Origin of the sequence: Dyadobacter sp. CY347 (assembly GCF_021502655.1) — a bacterium.
GTDB lineage: Bacteria > Bacteroidota > Bacteroidia > Cytophagales > Spirosomataceae > Dyadobacter.
The window spans coordinates 410,279-431,925 of record NZ_JAKFFT010000009.1; the positions used below are offsets into that span (position 1 = coordinate 410,279).

The window sequence follows — 21,647 nt, forward strand, 5'->3', positions numbered from 1 at the left end:
TTCAAATTACTTGGCCGAACTGATCTGTACTTTCACGCGGATACGATCCTCTGTGTCAGGAAGTTTCACGGTAAGTGCATAGGCATCGAAATCTGTGTAAGGCTGATCATCAATAAACACTTCGCTGATGTACACGCTTCCAGGAGGCAAAATGTCCGGCGAAACGCGGAGAATGTTGTCCTTCCAGCCGTTTGGATAAGGCTTAAAGTAAAAATAGGTTGGCTGCTTGGTGATCAGCAAATTGATATAAACTGCTGACAGATAGCATAGTTCCGTGCTGTGATACGCACTCATTGAGTGGCTTCCCTTGAAACGCTCTGTTCCCAGAAGATACGGCATACCATTGCCCAACACGTTGAAATACACCCCGCCATCATCATTATCCAGGAAGAATGCATTGTAGAATGCCGCTGCCTCACGCGCTTGTTTTTCGTATTCTTCATCACCCAGAACACCGTACATGATCAGGTAAGCAAGGATTGCTTGCTCCTGTTGCCACCATGCTTTGCGGTCGTGCCATACAAACTGGTGCTTATCACCCGTTTTCTGCACGCGTTCCACAACGTCATACCAGCCGCCACGCTGCTGATCGGAGCCCGCTGCTGGCATCAGTTCAGCGATTTTTTTGGCAAATGCAAGATATTCTTCTTTCGGTGTAAGCGACTGCTGACGGATCAAATTCCACGCGATTTTCAGGTTGTGGCCTACAACTGCGCGATTTTGCTGCCATCCCCAGGTTTGGTCTTTGCTCCAATCCTCGAAGAATTTCTCCTGAACAAACGGGCTGTTTTCGTAATCCGGGAAATGCCTGGTAATGGTGTCAAATGTGTATTCCAAAAAGTCCGCATGCTTCTGCTCACCGCTCGCCAGCCAAAGGTTGATCAGGTAAGCCGGTGCGTGGTCCCCTACCGAGTTCCAGTTTTTGCGTGCTTTGTTATGCGCCAGAGATTCCTCGTGTGCATCCAATGTGATCGGGTGCAAGTGGGAGAAATAACCTTCGCCGTCGTGGTCTTTGAAATATTTTTCAAACAGGTCAATAGTCTTGTCAATGTCGTCGCGGATGCGCTGATCGCCCGTGATGCGGTAGGTCTGCGTCGGGCCTGCCAGTGCGTAGATCTGCTCGTACATAGGAAGCGAATCCAGGTCGTCGCCAAATTCCGAAGTCAACAATTTGGTTTCTTTCTGACCTTCCACTTTCAAGCCGTGATACCAGTAAACGAGGTCATCGTCCTGGTCAAAAAAGCGCATATGGTCGCGCAGATATTCTGTTCCAAGTTCCGCACCTTCCAGAAATTCGTCTTTTCCGGTCAACAGATATGCCGAGGCAAATCCGTAAACCATTCTTGAAATCGTGTCTGTTTCCTGCAAGTAATCCCCTTTTTTGGAACCTCCCAAATGGAGCATTGTGCGGTAATTTTTATAATTGATCTCCTCTTTTGGATAATCAAACTGCCATTTCAGATAGCTGGAAGCAATCGAGCTGATCTGCGTGATCCAGTAATTCTGCTCCTCGTGGCGATAGGCTTTTGGCTCCTTACCCGGGAAAATCAGCTGCTGCGCTTCGAATGTTGATTCGTCCGCGCCTGCATTTGGATAGAATGTCCCGTAAGCGAAAACGTACTGGCCATTGGTAGACAAAAACGGAGCGATATCGCCCGGATCCTGCCAGCCTTCTGTCAGGTTCTGCACGCCGCGTGCATAGGTGGAAGCGATCAAGTTGATCTTAAAAGGACGCTTATCCGACGTCTCCACGGTAAACCAGCGTTCCTCTGCATTATATCCCGTGATATACCCTGCAATGGTATCTGAAAAAGTGAAATTTATATTCATGCGTTAGTTGGTAAAGGTGTTTTGATTTAGTGAATGGTTTACGTTTGCTGGTCTTCCCGTTGCTGGTCTTCCCTTCGGCCGCCCGGCGGCCCGGTCCGCTCAGGGTGACAGGCGTGGCTGGTCTTCCCTTTGCTGGTCTTCCCTTCGACTCCGCTCAGGGTGACAGGCGTGGCTGGTCTTCCCTTCGACCGGCGGCCCCGTCCGCTCAGGGTGACGACGCCCTGTCAGCCTGAGCGGAGTCGAAGGCCGCTACTTACGAAGGAGTATCGCACCTGCGCTGCTCGCGCGGCAGGCCGCTTAGGCTAACAAGCTACGCCACAAGATCTTCCTGATCCTTATAGCCCTGGGTGATTTCGATAATGTTGCCTTCCGGGTCTTTGAGCCAGACGGTTTTCCAGCCTTCGATTACGTCGTCGAAGTGCAGGGGGCCTAGGGTGATGACGGCGTCTTCTCCCATGCTTTCCACTTTGGCGTCAATGTCGTCCACGGAAAATGCAATGTGCCGTAATCCAGGATAATGCGGGCCGTCTGCTTCGGACATCGGGTAAGGACGGTCTTCTTCGGGCGGGAAGATTTCGAAGTAAATGTTGTCGTCATTTTTGAGAAAAACCAGCTCGGCGTCGTCGCCCAGACTGATGACCCTTGCACGTCGAAAGCCAAAATATTTTGAATAAAACTCCTCGAATTTAGCTAGGTTCCGAACGGTCAGTGCCAGGTGGAAAAATGTCGCGCTCATGTTAGTTCTGGTTAGCTGCTGACAATGTTTCAATGATCTTTTTGGCAAACAAATGCGCATGTCCGCCCGAGCGTCCGGTGATCAGATCGCCGTCCACAACCACATCTTCATTGGTATAAATCGCTCCATATGCTTTTGCATCGCCGATCAGGTTATTATGGCAAACCAGTTTGCGGTCCCGAACGAGCTCAGTAGCCGGCGCGGTAAGCCATAATCCGTGGCAGATAATGCCTTTCAAAATGCCTGGTTCAGCAAAAACGCGTTTAAGGAATTCAGTAGCAGGCGGGATTTTTTCCACGTCTTCGGTGTAGCGAAGACGGTCTGACACCATGCCCGACGGCACGATAATGGCGTCATAAGTGCGCAGCTCTTCGTCGCTCATGTTCTCAAATGTTTCCCAGCAATCCATCGGTGCGCGGTATTCGTGCCCGAGGAATGTGAGTTTATCCTGCCCCCATAACCTTGTCAGAAAATGCAGCTCAGCGCCTTCTTCGGGAAAGCGGAATTTGTAGTAGAAAATTTCGTTCTCAAAATAATCGGCTTCCAAGAGCACACCGATTTTTTTTCCTGCCAGTTTCATGATGAAAGGGTTTAGGGGTTATTTTAAATTAGGCTAATGTTCCGTCGGGATGCTGAACCATTCCTGCAAAGTGAATGGCAATTTTTCCATCTTGCAGCACCCAGCTGTCCGCAAAACGCATTTCACTTTTCTCGCCACCGACCGTCATGGTAATCTGTTCGGTGATCATCAATGTTTCAGGATTTTCAGTTTCGGCCCAGAACACGATGTCTGTTTCGAGTCCGTCGATGCCCAGAATGCCTTGCATATGCTCGTTCACCTGGTCGCGGCCTTTGTAGATAACCGGCGATTTGGAAAAGCTGCTGATCAATGTGGCGTCGTCTGTATATTGGTCGAGGAGCGCGTCGATATTTTTATCAAGAATGTGCTGGATGTGTTCTTTGTACATCCTTCCCAACTTGGTATCCGGTACGTTTTTCATAATTTGGTTTAATAAAGAAGGGTTAATAACCTGATTTATAGCGTCGCTGATCCTTCATGATATTCAAGTCCGTCAACAATGTATTTGGTAATGACCACCTTTCCGGCGTCTGTCAGCTTTACTTCCCAGGTTTGAAAAGCATCACATTTGATCCGTTTGCTGAATGGCTCAGGTGCATTCCAAACGCTCGCCTCCCATTGAACCACCACTTTCACAACCGCAGTATCACCCGTTATTTCAGACTCTACGAGTTTTACCGTGTGCACTTCGTCAAAGAAAATGCGGATCACGCGCTGAAACCAGCCTTCAAATCCTGCATAACCATAAACTGTTGCCTCCGGGAAAACCATTTCGAGTTCTGCATCTGCAAGCAGCGGCAAAACTTCAACCATAGGGACGTGGACATCCAGCTTTTTATACCAGTCAAGCGCCAGTGCTTTAATTGCTTCCTGCGTTAGCATTGTATTTTATTTTTTAGGTTAATTATAATTCAATCAATTGATTAGACTCTTTTTCAGATCAGCAACCGGATGTGCGGAGATAATCATATCGGACGCTTTTTCACCGATCATGAAACAGGCGGCAACAGTATTTCCACTTGTAACAGTTGGCATAACGGAAGCATCCGCAACGCGCAGATTCTGAATGCCGTGGACTTTTAATTTGGAGTCAACAACCGACATTGTGTCATTGCCCATCTTACAGGTTCCGGCCGGATGCCAGATCGTAGTGCTCTGCGAGCGAACAAATGCTTCAATGTCTGCGTCCGCACCAGGAACCATTTCGCCGCCATTCAGTTCCAGGAATTTAGGTGTGTTAGCCAGCTTTCTCACCAGTTCAACGGCCTTAGAAAGCACAGTTACATCAGCCTCATTTTCCAGGTAATTGGGATTGATAATGGGCGCGTCAGCAGCATTTTTAGACCTTAACATTACTTCTCCCCGACTTTCCGGCTGAACCAGAATCGGCAAAAATATGCAGACCGGGCCGCCCAGATCCGGCAAAATCGGTGCTAAGGGCTGCGGCAGGCTCGGTGTAAAATTGATTTGCAAATCCACCACGCTACCGTCATTTTTTGTATTGATAAACAGCGCATTACCCGTAAGCAATGTCGTATTCGGCATCGGGATTTTTGACCTAAAAATCATCGGCAGCTGCAAATGGTCCTGCAAATTTTTACCAACACCCGGTAAATCCTTAACAACCTCAATGCCAACTTCTGCCAATTCCTCAGCAGGCCCGATTCCTGACAAAAGCAATAGTTTTGGGGAACCCAGTGCGCCTGCTGATATGATGATTTCTTTTTCACCAAATGCTTGCGCTTTCTGACCGTGGTCGGCGATAAACTCGACGCCAACTGCCCATTTATCTTCGATTAAGATCCTGGAAACCAGCGCACCGGTAACGATCGTCAAATTTCCCCTTTCAGAAATTGAATGTAAGAAAGCCGATGCGCCGCTGTCGCGGTGATCATTTTTATCAATGTGAAATTGTAGCAATCCCGCACCGTTTTCCTGGCGGGCACCATTGTAATCCCAGTTCGGGCCGTCGTAGCCCAGCTGCGTTGCGCCTTCCAGAAAATGCTCCGAACGCATCACCTCGTCCGGACAGTCCCGAATGCTCAGTTCGCCGCCGGTTGCATGAAATTCAGAAGCGCCGTTTTCAAAATTTTCAGATCTTTTGAAAAAAGGCAAAACAGCCTCATAACCCCATCCTTTCGCTCCCATGGCTTCCCATTGATCGAAGTTTGCAGGGTTACCACGGACGTACATCATTGCATTGATCGAGGTGCTGCCTCCTAAAACCTTTCCTTGATTGATCGTAATGGATCGGCCACTCAAACCAGCTTGTTGCGTGGTCTGCAATTGCCAGTCCATATCCGATCCCCAGAGGCTCACAAAGCCGCCCGGATCCTGGATTGCAGGCTCCTTATCAGGTTTTCCGGCTTCGATGAGCAGCACTTTCGTGTCCGGGTTGGCGCTCAGGCGGTTGGCCAGCACGCTCCCGGCAGCCCCTGCGCCAACGATAATGTAATCAAATCTCATGTTTACCATTATTAAAAATGGAGGAGCGTTGTTGGTTATTGCGAGCAATTCACTTTCACCCAGTCCGACTTGTGGTTGCCTTCCAGCACCAGGTCGATCAAAAAGGGCTTATCGTTGGCCAGCATTCTTTCGATAGCGGGCAAAATTTCTTCTTCTTTTTCAACCCTTACCGCTTCCACGCCCATGGATTGAGCCAAAAGGTCAAACCGGATCGCGGGATAGGAAAGGTCAAATGGCAGCGGATGCTCGTGTTTCGGAATTTCACGTTCCTGCCAGTATTGATCAATGTTGAGTTGCAGCAATTTGTACGAACCATTGTTGCAAACCACAAACTTGGCTCCCGTATTATGCCGCACCGCCGACCATAATGTCTGGATCGTGTACATGCTTCCGCCGTCGCCCGAGAAACCGATCACGGTTTTTTCAGGATTGGCCATCTTGGCTCCGATCGCACCTGGAAAGCCCACACCCAGCGAACCGCCGCGCGTAAAAAAGTATTGTTTGGCCAGCTTAGGCGGAAGATAACGGCTTACTGCGGCTGAGCTGGTCAATGCTTCGTCAAAAATGATGGTTTCATCCTGATCCAGCTTTTCGGCGAGCACTTTCGTGAATTGCGACATATGCAGCGGCGACTTGCCTTGCTGCTGGTCATCGGCTTCTTTTTCGGCTGCAATTCTGGCATGCTTAGCATTACCGATTTGCTCTATACGTTGCTGGGCTTTTGTCCTCTGTTCCGCTGTCATGGAAGCTTCAATCGCCTGGGCTAATGCAGCGAGTGAAAGTTTGGGATCGCTTACAACACCGAGGTCGACACGGTGATTTTTGGCGATCTCATAAGCATTGAGATCAAAATGGATCACCTTGGCATCCGGCGCATAAATTTCTCCTAACTCAGGAAAAACCTCCGGCAACATATACGTCCCTACAACGAGGTTCGCATCGCCCTTCATCGTAATAGGCTGACTGTAAGACCCGAACATATGGCCTGTTGTGCCCTGGTACAATGGATGCGTATTGTCCATGACGAGATCCCCGAATTCGACACCGTAAACTTCCGCCCCCAAAAGCTCCGCAACCTGCGTAAGCTCTGGGATTGCATCTGAATAAGCAATGCCGTCACCGACGAAAATTATCGGCTTTTCGGCTGCCAGCAACATTTCCGCTGACTGCTCAATCAGTTCCGGCGCAGGCGAAACCCGCGTGGACGGAATGCAGCTTGGGAATACGGGCTCATCGTTGATCTCGTCGAGCACATCCATAGGCAGGCAAACATAAACCGGCCCCATAGGCGGCGTTGATGCTATTTTTACTGCCCGGCGCAATGTCCGTAACAGCGATTTTGAAGACGTTGCAACCGTTGCGTATTTGGTGACAGGCGCCATCATGGCTACCAGGTCATTGGCCATTTGCGCATCCATATTCATGTATTGCACACCCGCATCCGACCCGATCACCACCAGCGGCGCATGACCTCTTTTGGCCTGATACACAGCGCCTACTGCATTGCCAATGCCAGGTGAACTGTGCAGCTGGACCAATGTTGGCTTCTGGGTAGCGCGGGCATAACCGTCTCCCATCATGACTGCAATTGTTTCCTGCAAAGTGAGGATGTATTTCATGTCGGGATACTCGGCCAGGGCGTCAAGGAAACCTTGCTCTACTGTGCCGGGGTTGCCGAACATGTAATCCATGCCATCCGCAAGGAATTGTTCAATGATCTTCTGATTCCCGGTTTTACCAGCCATAACGTGTGAGGCCTTTGTCCAAAACGTTCACAAACTGCTCTCCGAATTCGAAGGAACATTGCAATGAACGGCCTGTGATAAATGGATAGTCAACGATTACGGAAGTTTCTTTACCAAAATTTCCATGATATTGTCCTTCTGGCCCAACGGCGTCTGAAAGAATGTATTCCAAAACATATGGCGGGGGCCCCATGTTCAGATCGGTGTGCAGGAAGCCGGTTCCATCGTGGTAATCGTACTCAATGCAGTGACCTGTAACGTGTTTTCCTTTAATAATGGAATTGCGTTCGTTGAAATCTCTTGCAAAAACAAGCGGCGCAACGCCATAGCAGATTCCGGCAACAGGCATTTGTTTTTTGTAAAAAGCAAGGATCACATCATGCACGCGCTGGTTGTTCACCATGTCAATGATCGGGCCGCTGCCGCCTACCAGGAAAACTGCGTCGTATTCTTCGGTCAGTTTGTCCTGTGCGATTTTAAGATCTGCGTAATATTTTTCAAATGCGCGAAGGAAATCAGGCGTGGAAAAGTAAGGACGCTGCGGGATCACTTCCGACAGGTTCAATGTTTTTTCCAAACGGTTTGTTGCTTCAAAAGCATTCACTTTGTCTGCGGCGAGCTGTGTGGTAACGCACACGCCAAGAGGAGGATCTACGTAAGTCGTATCATAGCTCGGAGGCAATGCTTCTGCCTTTTTGCCATTGGGTGTGATGAAATCCACGGTGTAACCGGCTTCTTCCAGTTTTTCGAGCGGGCCTACCAGCTCAATGCCCCAATATCCGTATTCTGATAAAATGGCGAGTACTTTTTTAGACATAAAATTCGGGTTTGAATAATTTTAAAAACAATGTCGAGGAGAGTTTACAAATGCTTTATCAATGCGCTCCCGGAGCGGCGGCTCCCGGAGAAGCGGCTCCCGGAGGTGGAGGAACTACGCCTAATTGCTGCAAAAGGCCCAATTCGTCCACATTAGCCCAGCGCTCGGCGATCTTGCCGTCTTTCATGCGGGCTGTGGTTGTGCCAGTTAATGTGATGGATTTTCCGGATGGCGGCATGCCCATTACACCGCCTGTGTCGGTGCCGTTCAGTCTCCATCTGTGCACCACTTTGTCGGCTACATATATCTGATCTTCAATACTAAGCTTTGCATCAGGCATAGCGCCGCGGAACATGCCCACGATGCCTTTAAAACTGGCCGAACCCGGCTCAGAAACGGTTTTTCCGCCCACTTGTGAGTGGTCTATCGCGTCGGATGCCAGTAAATCTTCGCGCACAATACCTGTATTCCAGGCTGTTTCGAAAAATTCTACGCAAATCGCATTGTTTTGTTCTGCTGTAAGTGACATGCTTTCTTCTTTTTTAAGGGTTAATGTTCTGTTCAATTCACTGTATAAGGTCTGCCGCCCAGAAAGGCTTCTACTATTTCGGCTGTATTCACGTAGTTGTGGATCGAGGCCACTTTTCCGTCTTCATTCACAACTACAATGTGCACAACGCTCGTATGAAACGACAATCCAGTTGCTTTTGAAACGCCTGGTTCATCGATCAGAACGGCTGCAACATTGTCCTGATAAATCATCCTGACCGCTTTGAAATGATCAAAACGCATTGTTTCAATAATCTGCCTTGCCGATTCAACGGCTGCGATCGGCCCTATGCGCTCGCCAGCCCATGCGATAATGTCACGCGGCCCGAACATGTGCCAGATAACATTGGGCGCGAATGCTTTCCGAACGTCCTCGGATTTCAGTCCCTGCAACGCGGCATACATGGCCCTTGCGGACTTTACGGTTGCAGGCACATTATCAAAAACCGCTTCATCAAACACAATGCTGTCCGTTGTTCTTAATGAAGCAATGGGCTGATTGACATAATGTTGAGAACCAGTTTCACTCGCATCAACCTTAAAAGGCCTTCCGCCGTGCAATGCTTCAATGATTGGAAAAGTATCCCGGTAACATTGTAAATGGGCTATCTTCCCGTTTCTGACTGTCACCCATTGCACTACGCCACCTGCAAAAGCCTTTCCTGATTTTGTTTCACCATTTCCTTCCAGCACCACCGCAACCGTATTTCCCTGCGCTACAAACCGGGTTGGATTTAGTTTTTCAAAAGCCAATCTTTTACTTTGAAATTCAAAAAATCGGGTAACCTCTGCCTTTCCTTCCCACTTGCCAGCCCAGGGCAAAATATCTTGTGGCCCACCCATTTCCCACAAAACATCGTCTGCGAGAAATATGAGAATTTCATCTATATCATTTTCAGCCAATGCATTATAAAACCTTTTCAAAAACGGGACCGGATCCAGATCAATCGCATTGACATTTTTCAATGTGGCCAGGATTATAAATGAATCGGACAGCCTGATTACTGTATCATTCAAATCCTGTTCAAAAACCAGGTCTTTTCTGGAAAGCCCGGGTTCGTCGATGATCAGCACGTCCGTATCCGGATCGAAATCTATAATGATCACCGGCTTCACCGGAAGCTGCCCGCCTCTGTTTATAAAATGACGGACAACTGCTTTTTCCATTTTACTGAATCACTTTCAATTGTTGCAGCAAACCCAGACTGTCCTGGGCAACCCACATTTCAACGATCTTCCCGTTTTCAATGCGGAATATGTCAATTCCCTGATCTCTTACCCGAATGCTAGTGGTTTCCCTTCCGAGAAAATTACCAGTGTTCGTGGCTTCATATGACCAGCGGCTCACCACTTTATCGCCTTCTGCCAGTTCGTCATGCAATGTGAAAAACACGTCAGGAAATGCGACTAGGGCTGTTTCAAACCATTTTCTTAATGTCGGCGGCTGGTGCGCCTGGCCGGGAGGAAAGTGAAAAACGACATCTTCAACAGCAATTTCATCCAGCGTATCAATGTTCTTTTCATTCCAAAAGTCAAACCAGTAACGGCGGACGATGGCTTTGTTTTCTTCTAATGTCATGAGGGGATCGCTCCAAGTTGCTGCATCAATCCGAAATCGTTTTCATTCACATGAACTGAAAGGATCTTGCCGTTTTTGATTGTAAAAATGTCGATTCCGTAATCCTTTACGTGATTACCGGTTGGTGCCGCGCCCAGGAATTCTCCCTGATGCGTTCCTTCAATGTTCCAGCGTGTTGCTACTTTGTTGCCTTCGGCCGTCTGGCGCATTACTGTGAACTTGATGTCGGGGAAAGCGTTGCGTAAGTAACCTACGAAGTTTTTGAATGCCGGATATCCGGCGATCGGCTCAGGCTGAGTTGGAATAATGAAGGCAAATTCCGGGTCGAGGATCTCTTCTATCACGTCCAGGTTGCCCTGGCTCATGATTTCTTCAAAATATCTTGTTGCTAATGTCTGGTTGTGTTGCAGGTCTGGTGAAGGAGCCGCTTCCGAAGGCAGGACGCCCAGTTGGAGCATGAGGCCCAATGTATCTTCATGACCAATGGATTCGACGATTTTACCGTCTTTGATCGTATGCCAGGTCATTCCGTCTATTTCGAAGAATTTTCCGGTTGCTTCCACATTCCCTTTAACGGTAAGCAATGGTCCGCCTGTGTGCGTGCCGCCGCCTCTCCAGCGCGTAACAACCCAGTCGCCGCCGGCAACCATTTCCTGGGGGTTAATGTAAAAATCGGGGAAAGAAGCGTGCAGCATTTGAACGAGTCCGAAAAATCCGTCCGGGCCATGGAAAGGCTCGGGATGTGTAGGCAAAGTGAAAACGAAATCCTCGGATAAGATCTCATGAGCAACCTGCTCATTCTTGCCATTCATGATTTGATAAAAATATCGTCGAGAAAGTGACTTATTAGCATTCATCTTTTTTAAATGTATGGTTTGAAGGGTTTGTCTTTTGTAAAAAAATCGTGAGCAAGGACACGAAACAAAATTTCGCTTCTTTGTCCCTTTTGTTCCATAAATATCCCAATAACACTGGCGAAGCGATTCAAATTTTTACTGAAACTGAAAAATGTAAAGGTGAACCTGTTGTTTCCCGGCCTCAAACCGACGACACAAAACCGAGATTTTCCGGACGGCTATTTTTCTAGCTATTTAGTTTAAAATGGTAGTATTGTTTCTACTTTAGTTTGTATAATTGCAATGCTATAAACGTTTATAAGATGAAACCCCTTAACCTCCTCATCGTTGCAATCCAGAAAGAATATCTGGCTTTGCTTGAAGATTCTCTTGGCTATGCCGGCTATAAGTTCAGTATCCGGCAAGTCGCTTCCAAACAACTTGCTATTGAGGCTTTTTACGAGTCGAAATACGATCTCCTGATTTCCAACTGCCTGCTTCCCGACGGTAAGATCACCGATCTCGCCAACGTGCTCGGCAGCCAGCTTCCCTGCCTGGTGATGACAGAGGGCCATTGCCCGGTTACCGCGGAAAGAGTGCTTGCGGTGACGGAAACGACTTATTATATCAATTGTTCCAACAAACTGGGCTGGATTCCCGCGCTGGAAAATACGTTGGCCAAATGGAAAAACAACGCCCGGAAAAAAATCGACCAGCACAACCAAAACCACGAATCACTTTACAAAAAAGTGCTGGCGCGCTGTGAAGATGAACTCGCTGCTGACTCGCTTTCGAATGCATTTTTATTGTTGCTGGAAGTGATGGACCTGAGCAGGATTTATTTGTATACCAAAAATCAACCTGCAACCGGCGATGCGCAGGATCTGACATTGAAAATAGAAGTTACCGCACCCGGTGTGCCTGCCAAACATTCCGGCAAGACCGTGAAAATTCCTGATTTCAGTCGCTGGACTGCATTATTTGATGCTAAAAAACCGGTGACAGAACCGTCTGGAAATATGACGGGTGCTGAGATCCAATGGTTTAGTCAGCAGGATGCCCAATCCATGCTGGCAGTTCCTGTGCAGGGCAATGTGGGCTGGTCTGGCTTTGTAGGACTGGAAGACACGCTCAATAACCGGGAATGGAGCCATGCAGAAATCGGCCTGATCGAGTCCGTAGCAGCATTAATCCAGACAAAGAATTCTCTATCCGCCAAAACGGCAAGAAATAGCAAGTTTCTGACAAGCCTGGCATGAACCCCGACTTAAACTATCGGAATGGGATGTCATTAGGTTGGCGTCTCTGTTTCATCCTGAGCTTATTTGCCACAATTCCGCGCCTTATTTTCGTCTGGACGTCATTATTTGACCCGGCTACGATCGGCTCGGGCGTGCTCGACATTTGCATTCAGTTCATTATAAGTTTTGAATTTTCGTGGATCTTCGTCTATGTCTGCCTTCAAAACACTTATAATGTGCCCAGCTGGTTCAACAGCCAGAAAGCCTGGGTGCAGATCTTCCTGCTGATCGTCCTCTTTATGGGGATCAATGAAATCCTGTTTCAACTCAAACTGGCCCTGGATGCGGATAATTCGGATATGCTGATCTTCCGGGTCGTGTATTATCTGTATCACATTCTGTTGCTGCTCGCCATTCTTGGTTTCCGGAATTTTTTGCTTACTACCCAGGAAAACCACCAGATCGGACTGGAAAACGAGCAGCTCAAACGCGAGCAGCTCAAAGCCCAGCTGGAAGCATTGCAGAACCAGCTGAACCCGCATTTTTTGTTCAATGCATTAAACATCCTGAACATTTCCATTGCTACAAATCCTGATCTGGCGCAGCGCATTGTGCTGGATCTGTCGGACATTTTGCGCTATAACCTGAAAGTTCAGAACCAAAGCCTCATCCTGCTGAAAGATGAGCTGGATGCTGCCCGTGCATATCTTGACTTGTATAAGGCGAGATTCGGCGAAAAACTAGCTTTCTGCTTTCATGACGTGGACACAGCCAGAAATTGGTATATCATCCCACTTTCCCTGCAAATCCTGATTGAGAACGCGATTAAGCATAATGTGATCACTTCCAATCAGATATTAATGATTGAGCTCAGGCTGAGCGAGCAGGAAAAACACATTACCGTCTCCAATTCGGTTAACAAGAAACACGCTCCCGGAACCGGGATTGGCCTGCAAAACCTGGACAAACGCTATAAGATCCAGACCGGCCAAAAACCATTGTTGCTGCAAGATGAGCAGCATTTTACAGTAAAAGTCCCATTGATAGAAGCTCCATGACCAGAATCCTTATCATTGAAGATGAACAGCCGGCGGGCGAGTACCTGACGCAATTGCTACAAAAAATTGACCCTAAAACTGAAATCCTGAATGTTTTGGAAAGTGTGGAATCGGCTGTTGACTGGCTAAGCAACAACCCCGTTCCCGACCTGATTTTTCTTGACGTGCAGCTAGGAGACGGGACTTGCTTTCAAATTTTTGAACAAATTTCTATCGGCTGTCCGGTCGTTTTCACAACTGCACATGATGAGTATGCGATGCGTGCCTTCAAGCTCAACAGCATTGATTATCTGCTAAAACCCATCCGCCAGGAATCATTAAAATTCAGTCTTGAAAAATATTATCAGCTAAATGAGGAGAATGCGATCAGCAAAGTAAAATATCTGGAAGAGCTCATGCACAACCAGATCCTCAACCGCAAAAGCCCCCGTAGAAGCTTCCTGGTGCCTTATCGCGACAAACTGATCCCATTGAAAGATTCGGATTTTGCATGGCTAACCATCAAAAACGGCGTCGTCGTAGCCACTTTGCATGATGACAGGAATTTCGTTGTAGACAAATCTCTGGAAGAACTTGAAAATCAACTCGATGCTACTAATTTTTTCCGGGCCAACCGTCAGTTTATCATTTCGCGCGAATGCATTTCTGAAATTGAATTGTATTTCAACGGCAGGCTGCTCGTACGGACAACGCCATTCTCTGCCAATCAAATCCTGATCAGCAAAGAACGCGTGCCTGTTTTCAAAAAATGGTTTGAGGAATTGTCTTAAAGCACTTTAATGTAACGCCTCTGTGAACATTGTAACAAATTCAATGTCAACCTCACTAGACTATAAAATCCCAAAAAATCAATTATCATCCCAATTCAGGCTCAGGCCCGTGCAAGGCGGCATTGGTTTGGTTTGAGCTGATTTTTACGGGCTTACCTTCGCGTGCAGACTTGTAAATGGCTTCCATAATGATGTGGTCTTGCAAACCTTCCTCTCCGGGCGTGTACGGCTTTTTATTATTGATCACACAATCTGAAAAATGATCCATTTCGGTCGCAAACTGGTTCGTTTCGGCCAGGCCGATATCCTGGTGCAGCTCCATACGACCGTCGGCTTTGGCTTGCGACAACTTCTGGCCTTTGTATGCATACGCTTTGTCCATATTCAGCCAGCCTTTTTCGCAAAGAACCCTGTAATGACGACTTTCATGAACATTGTAATGTGTTGTACAGTTGGCGATTATGCCGTTCGAGAAGCGCATTTGCCAGGAGACAAACTCTTCCACTTCGGCGAATAACGGGTTGCCTGGTGTGCTGTATTGATAAGCGAAAACTTCGGTTGGCTCTTCGCCCAGAATGAAGCGCGTGGTGTTCAGACAATACAAACCAATGTCGGGCAGAACACCGCCTCCTGCAAGTTTCAGTTTATGACGCCAGTGATCCGGGTTGGCGGTGCTCTGGCAGTTGGAGGCTTCAACCATTTTTACAGGCCCAAATTCCTTTTTCTGCAAAATTTCCCTCAATTTTCGGTTATGCGGCTGATATTGAATGCGGTAAGCGATCATCAGCTTCACGTTTGCCTTATTGCAGGCCGCGATCATTTCCTTGCATTCTTCGGCGGTGTTAGCCATTGGTTTTTCGCACAAAATATGCTTTCCGGTCTTGGCACCACGCACGACATATTCCTTATGCAAGCCGTTAGGCAAGACAATATAAATGACATCAACTTCCTTATTATCTTTCAGCTGATCGTACGTTTCGTAGCTGTAACAGCTCTCCGGTTTCACTCCATATTGCGCCGCTACTTTTTTCATTTTTTCAGGACTTCCACTCACAAGTGCGGCCAATTTCGATTTTTTGCACATTCCTAACGCTGGAAGGATCTCTTCCAATGACAAATGTCCTAGTCCGACCACTGCATAACCAACACGTTGATCGGGTGGCATCGGTGTTGGCGTAGGCGCGCTTTGCTGATCATATTCCGATTTCCACTTTTCCAAAACGATTGGATCTTCTGGTTTTGCGGGGACTCTTGCGGGTGGTGAAGTTGCTTTAAGGGGCGTTTGGGCAAAAGCATTTTCTGTGCTTTGAATAGCCAGTCCGCTCATAGCGCCGATGGCCGCATATTTGCCTGTTAATGCTAAAAAACCCTTGCGCGAAATAGGCGGCTGGGCTTGTAATGGCTCTCTCATCTTTCAGTTTGTTGATTGTTTTTCAAAAGCCTGATGAAGGCAATTATCATACCGCATAACCATAAAACGCCTCCCAGATTATCAAAAAAGAAATAATCGCTTTATATTTAAATGATCCGTCCGGCACATTCTCCATTTGAAATGAAAAATACATTACTCTCTTTCCTGCTGCTTCCCATCCTGCTGATAACCGCTCTCCTACTGCGATTTGATGCATTCGATTTGTTTAAAACAAAAAATCCTAAGCAAACCAGCATTGCCTTATGCGGCTCCGTTCCGGGTGCTGATGTAAGGACGGCGGCGAATGGAAAGTACATTTCGGCCATGCCTGGCTGGGGAAATTACTCATATCCGATCTCGACGAAGAACGATAGCGTTCAGTTTTATTTTGATCAGGGGGTGAACATGTATTATGGTTATCATATGAAGGAATCGCTGGCATCTTTCCAGGAAGCGGCCAGGCTGGAACCTACATGCGCGATGGCTTACTGGGGACAGGCGCTGGCTATGGGGCCCTACTATAATGCAGCCCATTTGTATAAAAAACCAGAAAATATTCCTTCTGTTTTGAAACAAATGAATCGGCTTGCGGATCAAGCGACAAAAAAAGAACAGGCACTGATCGCCGTCATGAACAAGCGTTACTCGGCTGATGCGTCCGATGCCGATAGAAAGTTGCTTAACACTGCTTATGCCGCTAAAACGCGTGAGTTAATAACTCAATTCCCAAAAGACCAGGATATTAAAATGCTGTTTGTAGACGCGGTTATGCTGATACATGCATGGGATTTCTGGAATAATGATGGCACGCCCAAACCCTGGACGAATGAAGTGGTGACGCTGAGCGAACAGGTTCTGAAGGAAAATCCCAACCATCCGGCGGCGCTGCATTACCACATTCATTTAACGGAAGCTTCTCGCCACCCGGAAGTGGCGCTTCCCAATGCGGATAAATTAAGGGACCAGTTGCCCGGCGTTGCCCATATGGTGCATATGTCCAGTCATGAATACGAGCGAAATGGCTTTTTCCTGAAAGCTGTGGATGTGAATGATCGTGCGGATGCGGCCCTGCTTCAATACGATTCGTTGGCCAAAAACCTGAACCTCGTAAAGCATAGCCCGCATTATTTTGCGGTTCAAACATACTGCGCAATGAGTGCAGGCTTGTATAAAACAGGCATGCATGCGGCCAACCGGTTGCGAAAATCGGTCGGGCCAACATATGAAAGCCCTTATGATCAGTATCTTTTCATGCTGCCAGAACTGACATTGGTAAGGCTTGGAAAATGGGATGAAATTTTAAAAGACACAGCTAAAATAGAACCGAAATGGACATATGCCACATTACTCCGCAACTTCGCAAGAGGAATGGCCTATGTAAATACCGGCGCAGGCGAGAAAGCCAAAGCGGAACTAAACTCACTTCTCGAAAGAGCAAAGGATCCTATCCTGACCAAAAGACGCATTCCCTTTAATTCATTTACGCCCATCGCAAACATTGCCGGAGAAATTCTCACAGCCGCCATCGCATTTAATGACAAAAATTATGACAAAACCATCGCCAGTCTGAATAATGCAATCGAAATCGAAGATGGCCTGATCTACACGGAACCAAACGACTGGCCGATTCCTGCCCGGCAGTTTTTAGGTGCTTATTTATTAAAAATGAATAAACCAGCCGTCGCCGAAAGCATTTACAGTGAAGATTTGATCTGGAATCCCGGCAACGGCTGGTCGGCCATTGGCTTGGCCCAAAGCCTCAAAGCGCAAAAGAAAACAAAAGAACTCGCGAAAATCGAGCGCAGTTACAAACAATCTTTCTCCGCCGCCGAACAGCTCCCAACCGGCTCCGTTTTCCTGCGATGACGCCTGGACCGTTTATTCATCGAACGTTACCGCTGGGACAATGGCTGCGTTAAATATTGTTTTTAACGATTTTTTCGTTAAAATTTGTTAACAATCAACATTACTCATCATAAATAACATGCAATGAGACACTCAGTTGAAAAGAAAGTGACAGAAGTTGCTAATAGTAATCAGAAGGCGGGCAAATTAAGCCTTTTTCAAAAAATGCTTGAAGATCAACGAGCTGTTTCGGACTATTTTCAGGGAAAGGTAACGATTGAAGAAATAAATGCGCGAGGAATTAAATTGGTTAAACCCATATGATATTGTCAGACAGGATTCGGATCGATACACGTTCGTTACCAAATGCAACATCTTATACATTGTCTATTTTACTAATTCCAAAGGTTACTTCAACACACATCCCGAATTTAACGACGACATACTAAGCTTCACATTTCAGCCCGCAGGCGAAAAACGTGAAGCTTTATATTTGGGTGTCAGTGTATCCAAAATATTATCTCAAAGCCATGACAAAAGGATCATGGAAACCGTTTTGGCCATTCTGCTTCAATTTTTTGGTCATAATCCCAGATAGACCCTCCTTATTTCGATACTCACGGCATCTTGTAATTTTTGGAAGCGTCATCCAGGATGAGGATCCAGTCTTGGCCGTAGCCGGAAGTTGGCGGGGTGTATTGTTTGAGGGTTTTGCTGTCCACTTTGCCAATTTCTTTGGTTTTGCCATTTCGCGGATCGAACCAGGATGCATTCCATTGATTTCCAGAGATTTTTCCTGGATTTACAGAGAACGGTTTCCCTGTTGAAGTGTAAACGAAAATGTAGTCGGCGCCCCGTGTCGCCTGTATCCTTTCGTGCGAAGAGAGGTCGTTTTCAACCACAATGGATTGATCCGGGATGCGGTCTAGGATTGGCCTTGATTCCATGAGCTTGCGGACGAATTTCATTTCCTTCGCGCCTGGCAAGTCCATTGCCTGCTGCCAGTAAACATGCGGGCCATTCACCGCTTCGCGGTTTGGTGCATACATTTGCCAGATGTCGTGGCAGCCATAGGTGTGGCCGAAAGCGCCCGAAAAAAGATCCAGATAAGCTGCTTTCCTGACATCGTAAGCATTGGAAGTGCCCAGCTCGTTGGCGTTAAAACAAACGGGATGGTCTTCATATATCGGCTCCGCATCCAGCACAGGCTTGGTAGGCTGGCGGTCGTACGCCCTTTTGATATTTTCATAAACAGCTGCATCACGGCAATGTCCGTTTTGGAACATATTAAAATCCAGCCAGTTATCACCATGAAACCATTCACCCGAGCCTTCTTGGTTAGGCTGCGGATGGAAGGTCAGCATCGCATGATCATGGCCTCCCACACCGGCAACAACGCCCGCAGCCATAGCCCGCCAAACGCCAACATCGTCCAAATCTTTCCTCGGCGTGCGGTCGCCACCGAGCACCCAGATGATGTTTTTACGGTTTTCATAGCGGTTACCAAGCCATTTCCCGTAAACCTCCGCATTGCTTTTGGTAAAAACCTCAGGCCCTTTTCCCCAGGTCGATTTAAAAACTTTATCACCCCAGGTCGGCAGGAATGCGATGGTTAGGCCAAGCTCTGCGGCTTTGTCAATGATAAAATCGACGTGCTTGAAATAGGCTTCATTGGGTTTCGTCGGATCATTGTCGTTCAATGGCTTATCACCGTAAGGGTTAGGAACATTGAGCCCGTCAAACTCAGCCAATGCAACTGCCTGGATCACTGTAAAACCTTGTGCTGCACGCTTTTGTAAATAATATGTGGCATCCTCACGATCGAGCCGGTGGAACAGTTCCCAAGCCGTATCGCCCATCCAGAAAAACGGCTTCCCATCCTTTAACAAATAACGTTTGTTCGGACTCACCGTGTACGACTGCGCCAAGGCATTAAACCCGGTTAACAAAAGTAAAAGCGAATAACAAAGGCGGCGATATGTCATGCGATTTAATGAGTGAATGGCTGAATGAGTGAATGCGTGCAGGCTTTCAAGATTTGGATGGTAAATGATCTGCTTAGTTGCCGCGCAAAGCCAGACTGATCAGCTCGGCTGTGTTTTTAACATTGGCCTTCTTCATAATGCTGGCGCGCTGGTTAGCGACGGTGTTGGAGCTGATATCAAATTTTTCGGCAATGTCTTTGCTGCTCATGCCTTCGGTCAGGCATTTCAGGATCTGCTGTTCACGCGGCGTGATCATTTTCCAGATCGACTTGTCATTGCTTTCTTCCGGCTCCGCTTTCGGTTCAGGGTTCCTGGCAATTTGTTTTAATAAATTCTTGATAATCACCGAAGAAGCATATGGGGGATAATAAAGCTCTCCTTTATGAATGGTGCGTATGGCCCTTAACAATTCATCCCGGCCCGTATCTTTTTGTAAATAACCCGACGCGCCGTTCATAGCAGCAGAAATCATGTAATCTGCATTGTTATGCATGCTGAAAACCAGGATCTTAACATCCGGAAAGGCAGGGACGATCTGCTTGATGACCTCAATTCCGGACATTCTCGGCATCGTTAGGTCCAGCAACATGATATCGGGCCTCACATTTTCAATCATATCCCAAACCTCATCGCCATCCGACGCCTCGCCTGCGATCAGTAGATCTTCCTCATCCTCCAAAAGGGTGATAATCCCTTGTCTCACAACGGAGTGGTCATCAACGACTAAAATTCGGATGGGCATGAAAGAATGTTTTTGGATTAAGAATCATAATTCAACGCGAACGATCAACTTGGTTCCGCTGTCCATTTTAGAGACGATCTCCATATTGCCGTTCAGCAGCTGTGTCCTGGTGCGGATATTTTCCATGCCGTTTCGGGTCAGGAAAATCCCTTCTTCTGATTTCAAATTACTAATTAAAAATCCTTTTCCGTCATCCGAAATTTCCAAAATGATGTGATTCTTATTTTGTTCCAACTTAATCTTGATCTTATCCGCATTGGCGTGCTTCACCGCGTTATTCAGTGCTTCCTGCGCAATGCGATACAACCCGATTTCCATCGGACGGCTCATTTCAATGCGCCTGGTTACTTCCCCGTCAAACTCAATTTTGATCCCCGACAGCTCTGCACTTTGCTCGCAAAGCAACCTCAGGGCAGCATTAAGGCCAAAATCACTTAACACGGACGGCATTAAGTTAAAAGATATTTGTCGTGTTGTCTGTATAATGTCCTGGATAAGCTTCACCAGCTGCTCAAACCTCTTTTGATTTTTCTCATCATGAAACTGGACGGATTTCAATTTTTCGGCATGCAGTCTGAGTCCGGTCAGCATCTGGCCAATGCCATCGTGCAGTTCCAGGGCAAATCGTTTCCGCTCTTCTTCCTGACCTTCGATCAATGCGCTGGCGCGGATGCGGTCTTCGGCGAGTTGCAGTTCATATTTTTCCTCCTCTACGCGCAGCAGCTCATTTTGCGTCTCCACGAGCTGGTTATTTGCTTCTTTTAGTTTTTGGTTGGAAAGTTGCAATGCATTCTCGGATTCGGTCAGCATTTTTACCACGCGCCGGGTTGTGTTCACGACCGGCCTGAAAATCAATAGACCTTCCGCGAACAGCACGAGGATTGTCATAATGTCCAAAATCCATTCGATCCTTTCCAGATTTTCCAGTCTTTGGAAACTTTCCTTATCAAACTGAAATACGATCTTATCCATTTTGGCAAGAAACAATGGTTCCTTTTCTAATATGAAACCCAACGCCTGCGCTTTTGCCGGCGAGGCCGTTCCGGGGCCATTAACAAGCGAAAAATTTACATAAATGCTGTCGAAAACAGGTGTAAGGTCCAAAAACATGGAATCAAGCGCAGCGCTTTTCCAGGTTACCAGACCGTCTTCGACAGGCAGTTTTTTATTGGCCAGATTTTCATGACTCTCTTTCCAAACCTTCAAAAGCGCACTAAAATCTGCGGAATCGCTATGCTTCATTTCACCGACATTCAGGATCGCGAGCTTGGTCAGCCGCTGGCTCAGCATCCGCTGGCGTCCGGCGACATTCACCATCCGGCTGTCGTGGTTCAGATTGTTGATCGTTCTTCTGATCAGGAACAAACCGCTGATGGTCAGCATCGCCACTACGCATAATGCAACAATGTAAAACCTTGTCAGACTGCTTGCTACGCTCTTATCGAGTCTCTCCATTC

The 21,647-nt window shown here is 47.3% G+C and carries 21 protein-coding genes; 5 read left to right on the plus strand and 16 right to left on the minus strand.

Going from position 1 to position 21,647, the window contains the following annotated elements:
* Positions 1-6: 6 nt before the first annotated feature.
* From L0659_RS22675 to L0659_RS22730, 12 genes are all read right to left on the minus strand, one after another.
* On the minus strand, positions 7-1,830 hold the full coding sequence (locus tag L0659_RS22675) for an AGE family epimerase/isomerase (protein ID WP_235128858.1): 1,824 nt from the start codon (positions 1,828-1,830) through the stop codon (positions 7-9).
* Between the two features lie 310 nt (positions 1,831-2,140).
* Entirely contained in the window at positions 2,141-2,566 is a 426-nt protein-coding gene (locus L0659_RS22680) for a VOC family protein (RefSeq protein WP_233798008.1), read from the minus strand.
* A gap of 1 nt (position 2,567) precedes the next feature.
* On the minus strand, positions 2,568-3,146 hold the full coding sequence (locus L0659_RS22685; protein ID WP_235128859.1) for a DJ-1/PfpI family protein: 579 nt from the start codon (positions 3,144-3,146) through the stop codon (positions 2,568-2,570).
* Between the two features lie 28 nt (positions 3,147-3,174).
* Entirely contained in the window at positions 3,175-3,567 is a 393-nt protein-coding gene (locus tag L0659_RS22690) for a nuclear transport factor 2 family protein (RefSeq protein WP_082216371.1), read from the minus strand.
* Positions 3,568-3,602: 35 nt separating this feature from the next.
* Positions 3,603-4,028, minus strand: a complete 426-nt coding sequence (locus L0659_RS22695) for a hypothetical protein (RefSeq protein WP_235128860.1) — start codon at positions 4,026-4,028, stop codon at positions 3,603-3,605.
* Between the two features lie 33 nt (positions 4,029-4,061).
* Positions 4,062-5,612, minus strand: coding sequence for a GMC family oxidoreductase (locus L0659_RS22700; RefSeq protein ID WP_235128861.1), 1,551 nt, complete (start codon positions 5,610-5,612; stop codon positions 4,062-4,064).
* Between the two features lie 35 nt (positions 5,613-5,647).
* Complete coding sequence (locus L0659_RS22705; protein WP_235128862.1) at positions 5,648-7,357, minus strand: thiamine pyrophosphate-binding protein; 1,710 nt, start codon at positions 7,355-7,357, stop codon at positions 5,648-5,650.
* Entirely contained in the window at positions 7,347-8,174 is an 828-nt protein-coding gene (locus L0659_RS22710) for a type 1 glutamine amidotransferase domain-containing protein (protein WP_235128863.1), read from the minus strand. The genes L0659_RS22705 and L0659_RS22710 overlap by 11 nt, the downstream gene beginning before the upstream one ends.
* A gap of 58 nt (positions 8,175-8,232) precedes the next feature.
* Positions 8,233-8,703, minus strand: coding sequence for an ester cyclase (locus L0659_RS22715; RefSeq protein WP_235128864.1), 471 nt, complete (start codon positions 8,701-8,703; stop codon positions 8,233-8,235).
* Between the two features lie 32 nt (positions 8,704-8,735).
* A complete protein-coding gene (locus L0659_RS22720) occupies positions 8,736-9,890 on the minus strand; it encodes a nuclear transport factor 2 family protein (protein ID WP_235128865.1) in 1,155 nt (384 codons plus the stop codon).
* 1 nt (position 9,891) lies between these two features.
* A complete protein-coding gene (locus L0659_RS22725; RefSeq protein WP_235128866.1) occupies positions 9,892-10,302 on the minus strand; it encodes an ester cyclase in 411 nt (136 codons plus the stop codon).
* On the minus strand, positions 10,299-11,159 hold the full coding sequence (locus L0659_RS22730) for an ester cyclase (RefSeq protein WP_255727596.1): 861 nt from the start codon (positions 11,157-11,159) through the stop codon (positions 10,299-10,301). Before L0659_RS22730 ends, L0659_RS22725 begins: the two co-directional genes overlap by 4 nt.
* Before the next feature lie 302 nt (positions 11,160-11,461).
* Here L0659_RS22730 and L0659_RS22735 point away from each other — a divergent pair, with 302 nt between their 5' ends.
* From L0659_RS22735 to L0659_RS22745, 3 genes are read left to right on the plus strand one after another with little or no spacing between them, the layout of a single operon-like run.
* Positions 11,462-12,397 (plus strand): hypothetical protein, encoded by a 936-nt coding sequence (locus L0659_RS22735; RefSeq protein WP_235128868.1) that lies wholly within the window; start codon positions 11,462-11,464, stop codon positions 12,395-12,397.
* 26 nt (positions 12,398-12,423) lie between these two features.
* A complete protein-coding gene (locus L0659_RS22740; protein ID WP_235128869.1) occupies positions 12,424-13,437 on the plus strand; it encodes a sensor histidine kinase in 1,014 nt (337 codons plus the stop codon).
* A complete protein-coding gene (locus tag L0659_RS22745; protein ID WP_235128870.1) occupies positions 13,434-14,207 on the plus strand; it encodes a LytTR family DNA-binding domain-containing protein in 774 nt (257 codons plus the stop codon). The genes L0659_RS22740 and L0659_RS22745 overlap by 4 nt, the downstream gene beginning before the upstream one ends.
* Before the next feature lie 85 nt (positions 14,208-14,292).
* Here L0659_RS22745 and L0659_RS22750 read toward each other — a convergent pair whose 3' ends face one another.
* A complete protein-coding gene (locus L0659_RS22750; RefSeq protein ID WP_235128871.1) occupies positions 14,293-15,618 on the minus strand; it encodes a Gfo/Idh/MocA family protein in 1,326 nt (441 codons plus the stop codon).
* 141 nt (positions 15,619-15,759) lie between these two features.
* On the opposite strand from L0659_RS22750, the gene L0659_RS22755 reads away from it, so the two are divergent.
* Together L0659_RS22755 and L0659_RS22760 are read left to right on the plus strand one after the other, a co-directional pair.
* Complete coding sequence (locus tag L0659_RS22755; RefSeq protein ID WP_235128872.1) at positions 15,760-17,484, plus strand: M48 family metallopeptidase; 1,725 nt, start codon at positions 15,760-15,762, stop codon at positions 17,482-17,484.
* Positions 17,485-17,752: 268 nt separating this feature from the next.
* Positions 17,753-18,061, plus strand: a complete 309-nt coding sequence (locus L0659_RS22760; protein ID WP_235128873.1) for a hypothetical protein — start codon at positions 17,753-17,755, stop codon at positions 18,059-18,061.
* Positions 18,062-18,080: 19 nt separating this feature from the next.
* On the opposite strand, the gene L0659_RS22765 is transcribed toward L0659_RS22760, so the two are convergent.
* The 3 genes from L0659_RS22765 to L0659_RS22775 form a co-directional block, all read right to left on the minus strand.
* Entirely contained in the window at positions 18,081-19,448 is a 1,368-nt protein-coding gene (locus tag L0659_RS22765) for a glycoside hydrolase family 140 protein (RefSeq protein WP_235128874.1), read from the minus strand.
* 73 nt (positions 19,449-19,521) lie between these two features.
* Positions 19,522-20,190 (minus strand): response regulator transcription factor, encoded by a 669-nt coding sequence (locus tag L0659_RS22770; protein ID WP_235128875.1) that lies wholly within the window; start codon positions 20,188-20,190, stop codon positions 19,522-19,524.
* Positions 20,191-20,214: 24 nt separating this feature from the next.
* Entirely contained in the window at positions 20,215-21,645 is a 1,431-nt protein-coding gene (locus L0659_RS22775) for an ATP-binding protein (protein ID WP_235128876.1), read from the minus strand.
* Positions 21,646-21,647 lie beyond the last annotated feature (2 nt).

What these genes read in the sequence shown, in the direction of transcription:
- L0659_RS22760 (WP_235128873.1), top strand. Translation starts at nt 17,753, where the DNA reads ATGCGCGAGGAATTAAATTGGTTAAACCCATATGATATTGTCAGACAG.
- L0659_RS22705 (WP_235128862.1), bottom strand. Translation starts at nt 7,357, where the DNA reads ATGGCTGGTAAAACCGGGAATCAGAAGATCATTGAACAATTCCTTGCG.
- L0659_RS22700 (WP_235128861.1), bottom strand. Translation starts at nt 5,612, where the DNA reads ATGAGATTTGATTACATTATCGTTGGCGCAGGGGCTGCCGGGAGCGTG.
- L0659_RS22685 (WP_235128859.1), bottom strand. Translation starts at nt 3,146, where the DNA reads ATGAAACTGGCAGGAAAAAAAATCGGTGTGCTCTTGGAAGCCGATTAT.
- L0659_RS22775 (WP_235128876.1), bottom strand. Translation starts at nt 21,645, where the DNA reads ATGGAGAGACTCGATAAGAGCGTAGCAAGCAGTCTGACAAGGTTTTAC.
- L0659_RS22740 (WP_235128869.1), top strand. Translation starts at nt 12,424, where the DNA reads ATGTCATTAGGTTGGCGTCTCTGTTTCATCCTGAGCTTATTTGCCACA.
- L0659_RS22765 (WP_235128874.1), bottom strand. Translation starts at nt 19,448, where the DNA reads ATGACATATCGCCGCCTTTGTTATTCGCTTTTACTTTTGTTAACCGGG.
- L0659_RS22730 (WP_255727596.1), bottom strand. Translation starts at nt 11,159, where the DNA reads ATGAATGCTAATAAGTCACTTTCTCGACGATATTTTTATCAAATCATG.
- L0659_RS22675 (WP_235128858.1), bottom strand. Translation starts at nt 1,830, where the DNA reads ATGAATATAAATTTCACTTTTTCAGATACCATTGCAGGGTATATCACG.
- L0659_RS22680 (WP_233798008.1), bottom strand. Translation starts at nt 2,566, where the DNA reads ATGAGCGCGACATTTTTCCACCTGGCACTGACCGTTCGGAACCTAGCT.
- L0659_RS22755 (WP_235128872.1), top strand. Translation starts at nt 15,760, where the DNA reads ATGAAAAATACATTACTCTCTTTCCTGCTGCTTCCCATCCTGCTGATA.
- L0659_RS22720 (WP_235128865.1), bottom strand. Translation starts at nt 9,890, where the DNA reads ATGGAAAAAGCAGTTGTCCGTCATTTTATAAACAGAGGCGGGCAGCTT.
- L0659_RS22750 (WP_235128871.1), bottom strand. Translation starts at nt 15,618, where the DNA reads ATGAGAGAGCCATTACAAGCCCAGCCGCCTATTTCGCGCAAGGGTTTT.
- L0659_RS22710 (WP_235128863.1), bottom strand. Translation starts at nt 8,174, where the DNA reads ATGTCTAAAAAAGTACTCGCCATTTTATCAGAATACGGATATTGGGGC.
- L0659_RS22690 (WP_082216371.1), bottom strand. Translation starts at nt 3,567, where the DNA reads ATGAAAAACGTACCGGATACCAAGTTGGGAAGGATGTACAAAGAACAC.
- L0659_RS22715 (WP_235128864.1), bottom strand. Translation starts at nt 8,703, where the DNA reads ATGTCACTTACAGCAGAACAAAACAATGCGATTTGCGTAGAATTTTTC.
- L0659_RS22695 (WP_235128860.1), bottom strand. Translation starts at nt 4,028, where the DNA reads ATGCTAACGCAGGAAGCAATTAAAGCACTGGCGCTTGACTGGTATAAA.
- L0659_RS22735 (WP_235128868.1), top strand. Translation starts at nt 11,462, where the DNA reads ATGAAACCCCTTAACCTCCTCATCGTTGCAATCCAGAAAGAATATCTG.
- L0659_RS22745 (WP_235128870.1), top strand. Translation starts at nt 13,434, where the DNA reads ATGACCAGAATCCTTATCATTGAAGATGAACAGCCGGCGGGCGAGTAC.
- L0659_RS22770 (WP_235128875.1), bottom strand. Translation starts at nt 20,190, where the DNA reads ATGCCCATCCGAATTTTAGTCGTTGATGACCACTCCGTTGTGAGACAA.
- L0659_RS22725 (WP_235128866.1), bottom strand. Translation starts at nt 10,302, where the DNA reads ATGACATTAGAAGAAAACAAAGCCATCGTCCGCCGTTACTGGTTTGAC.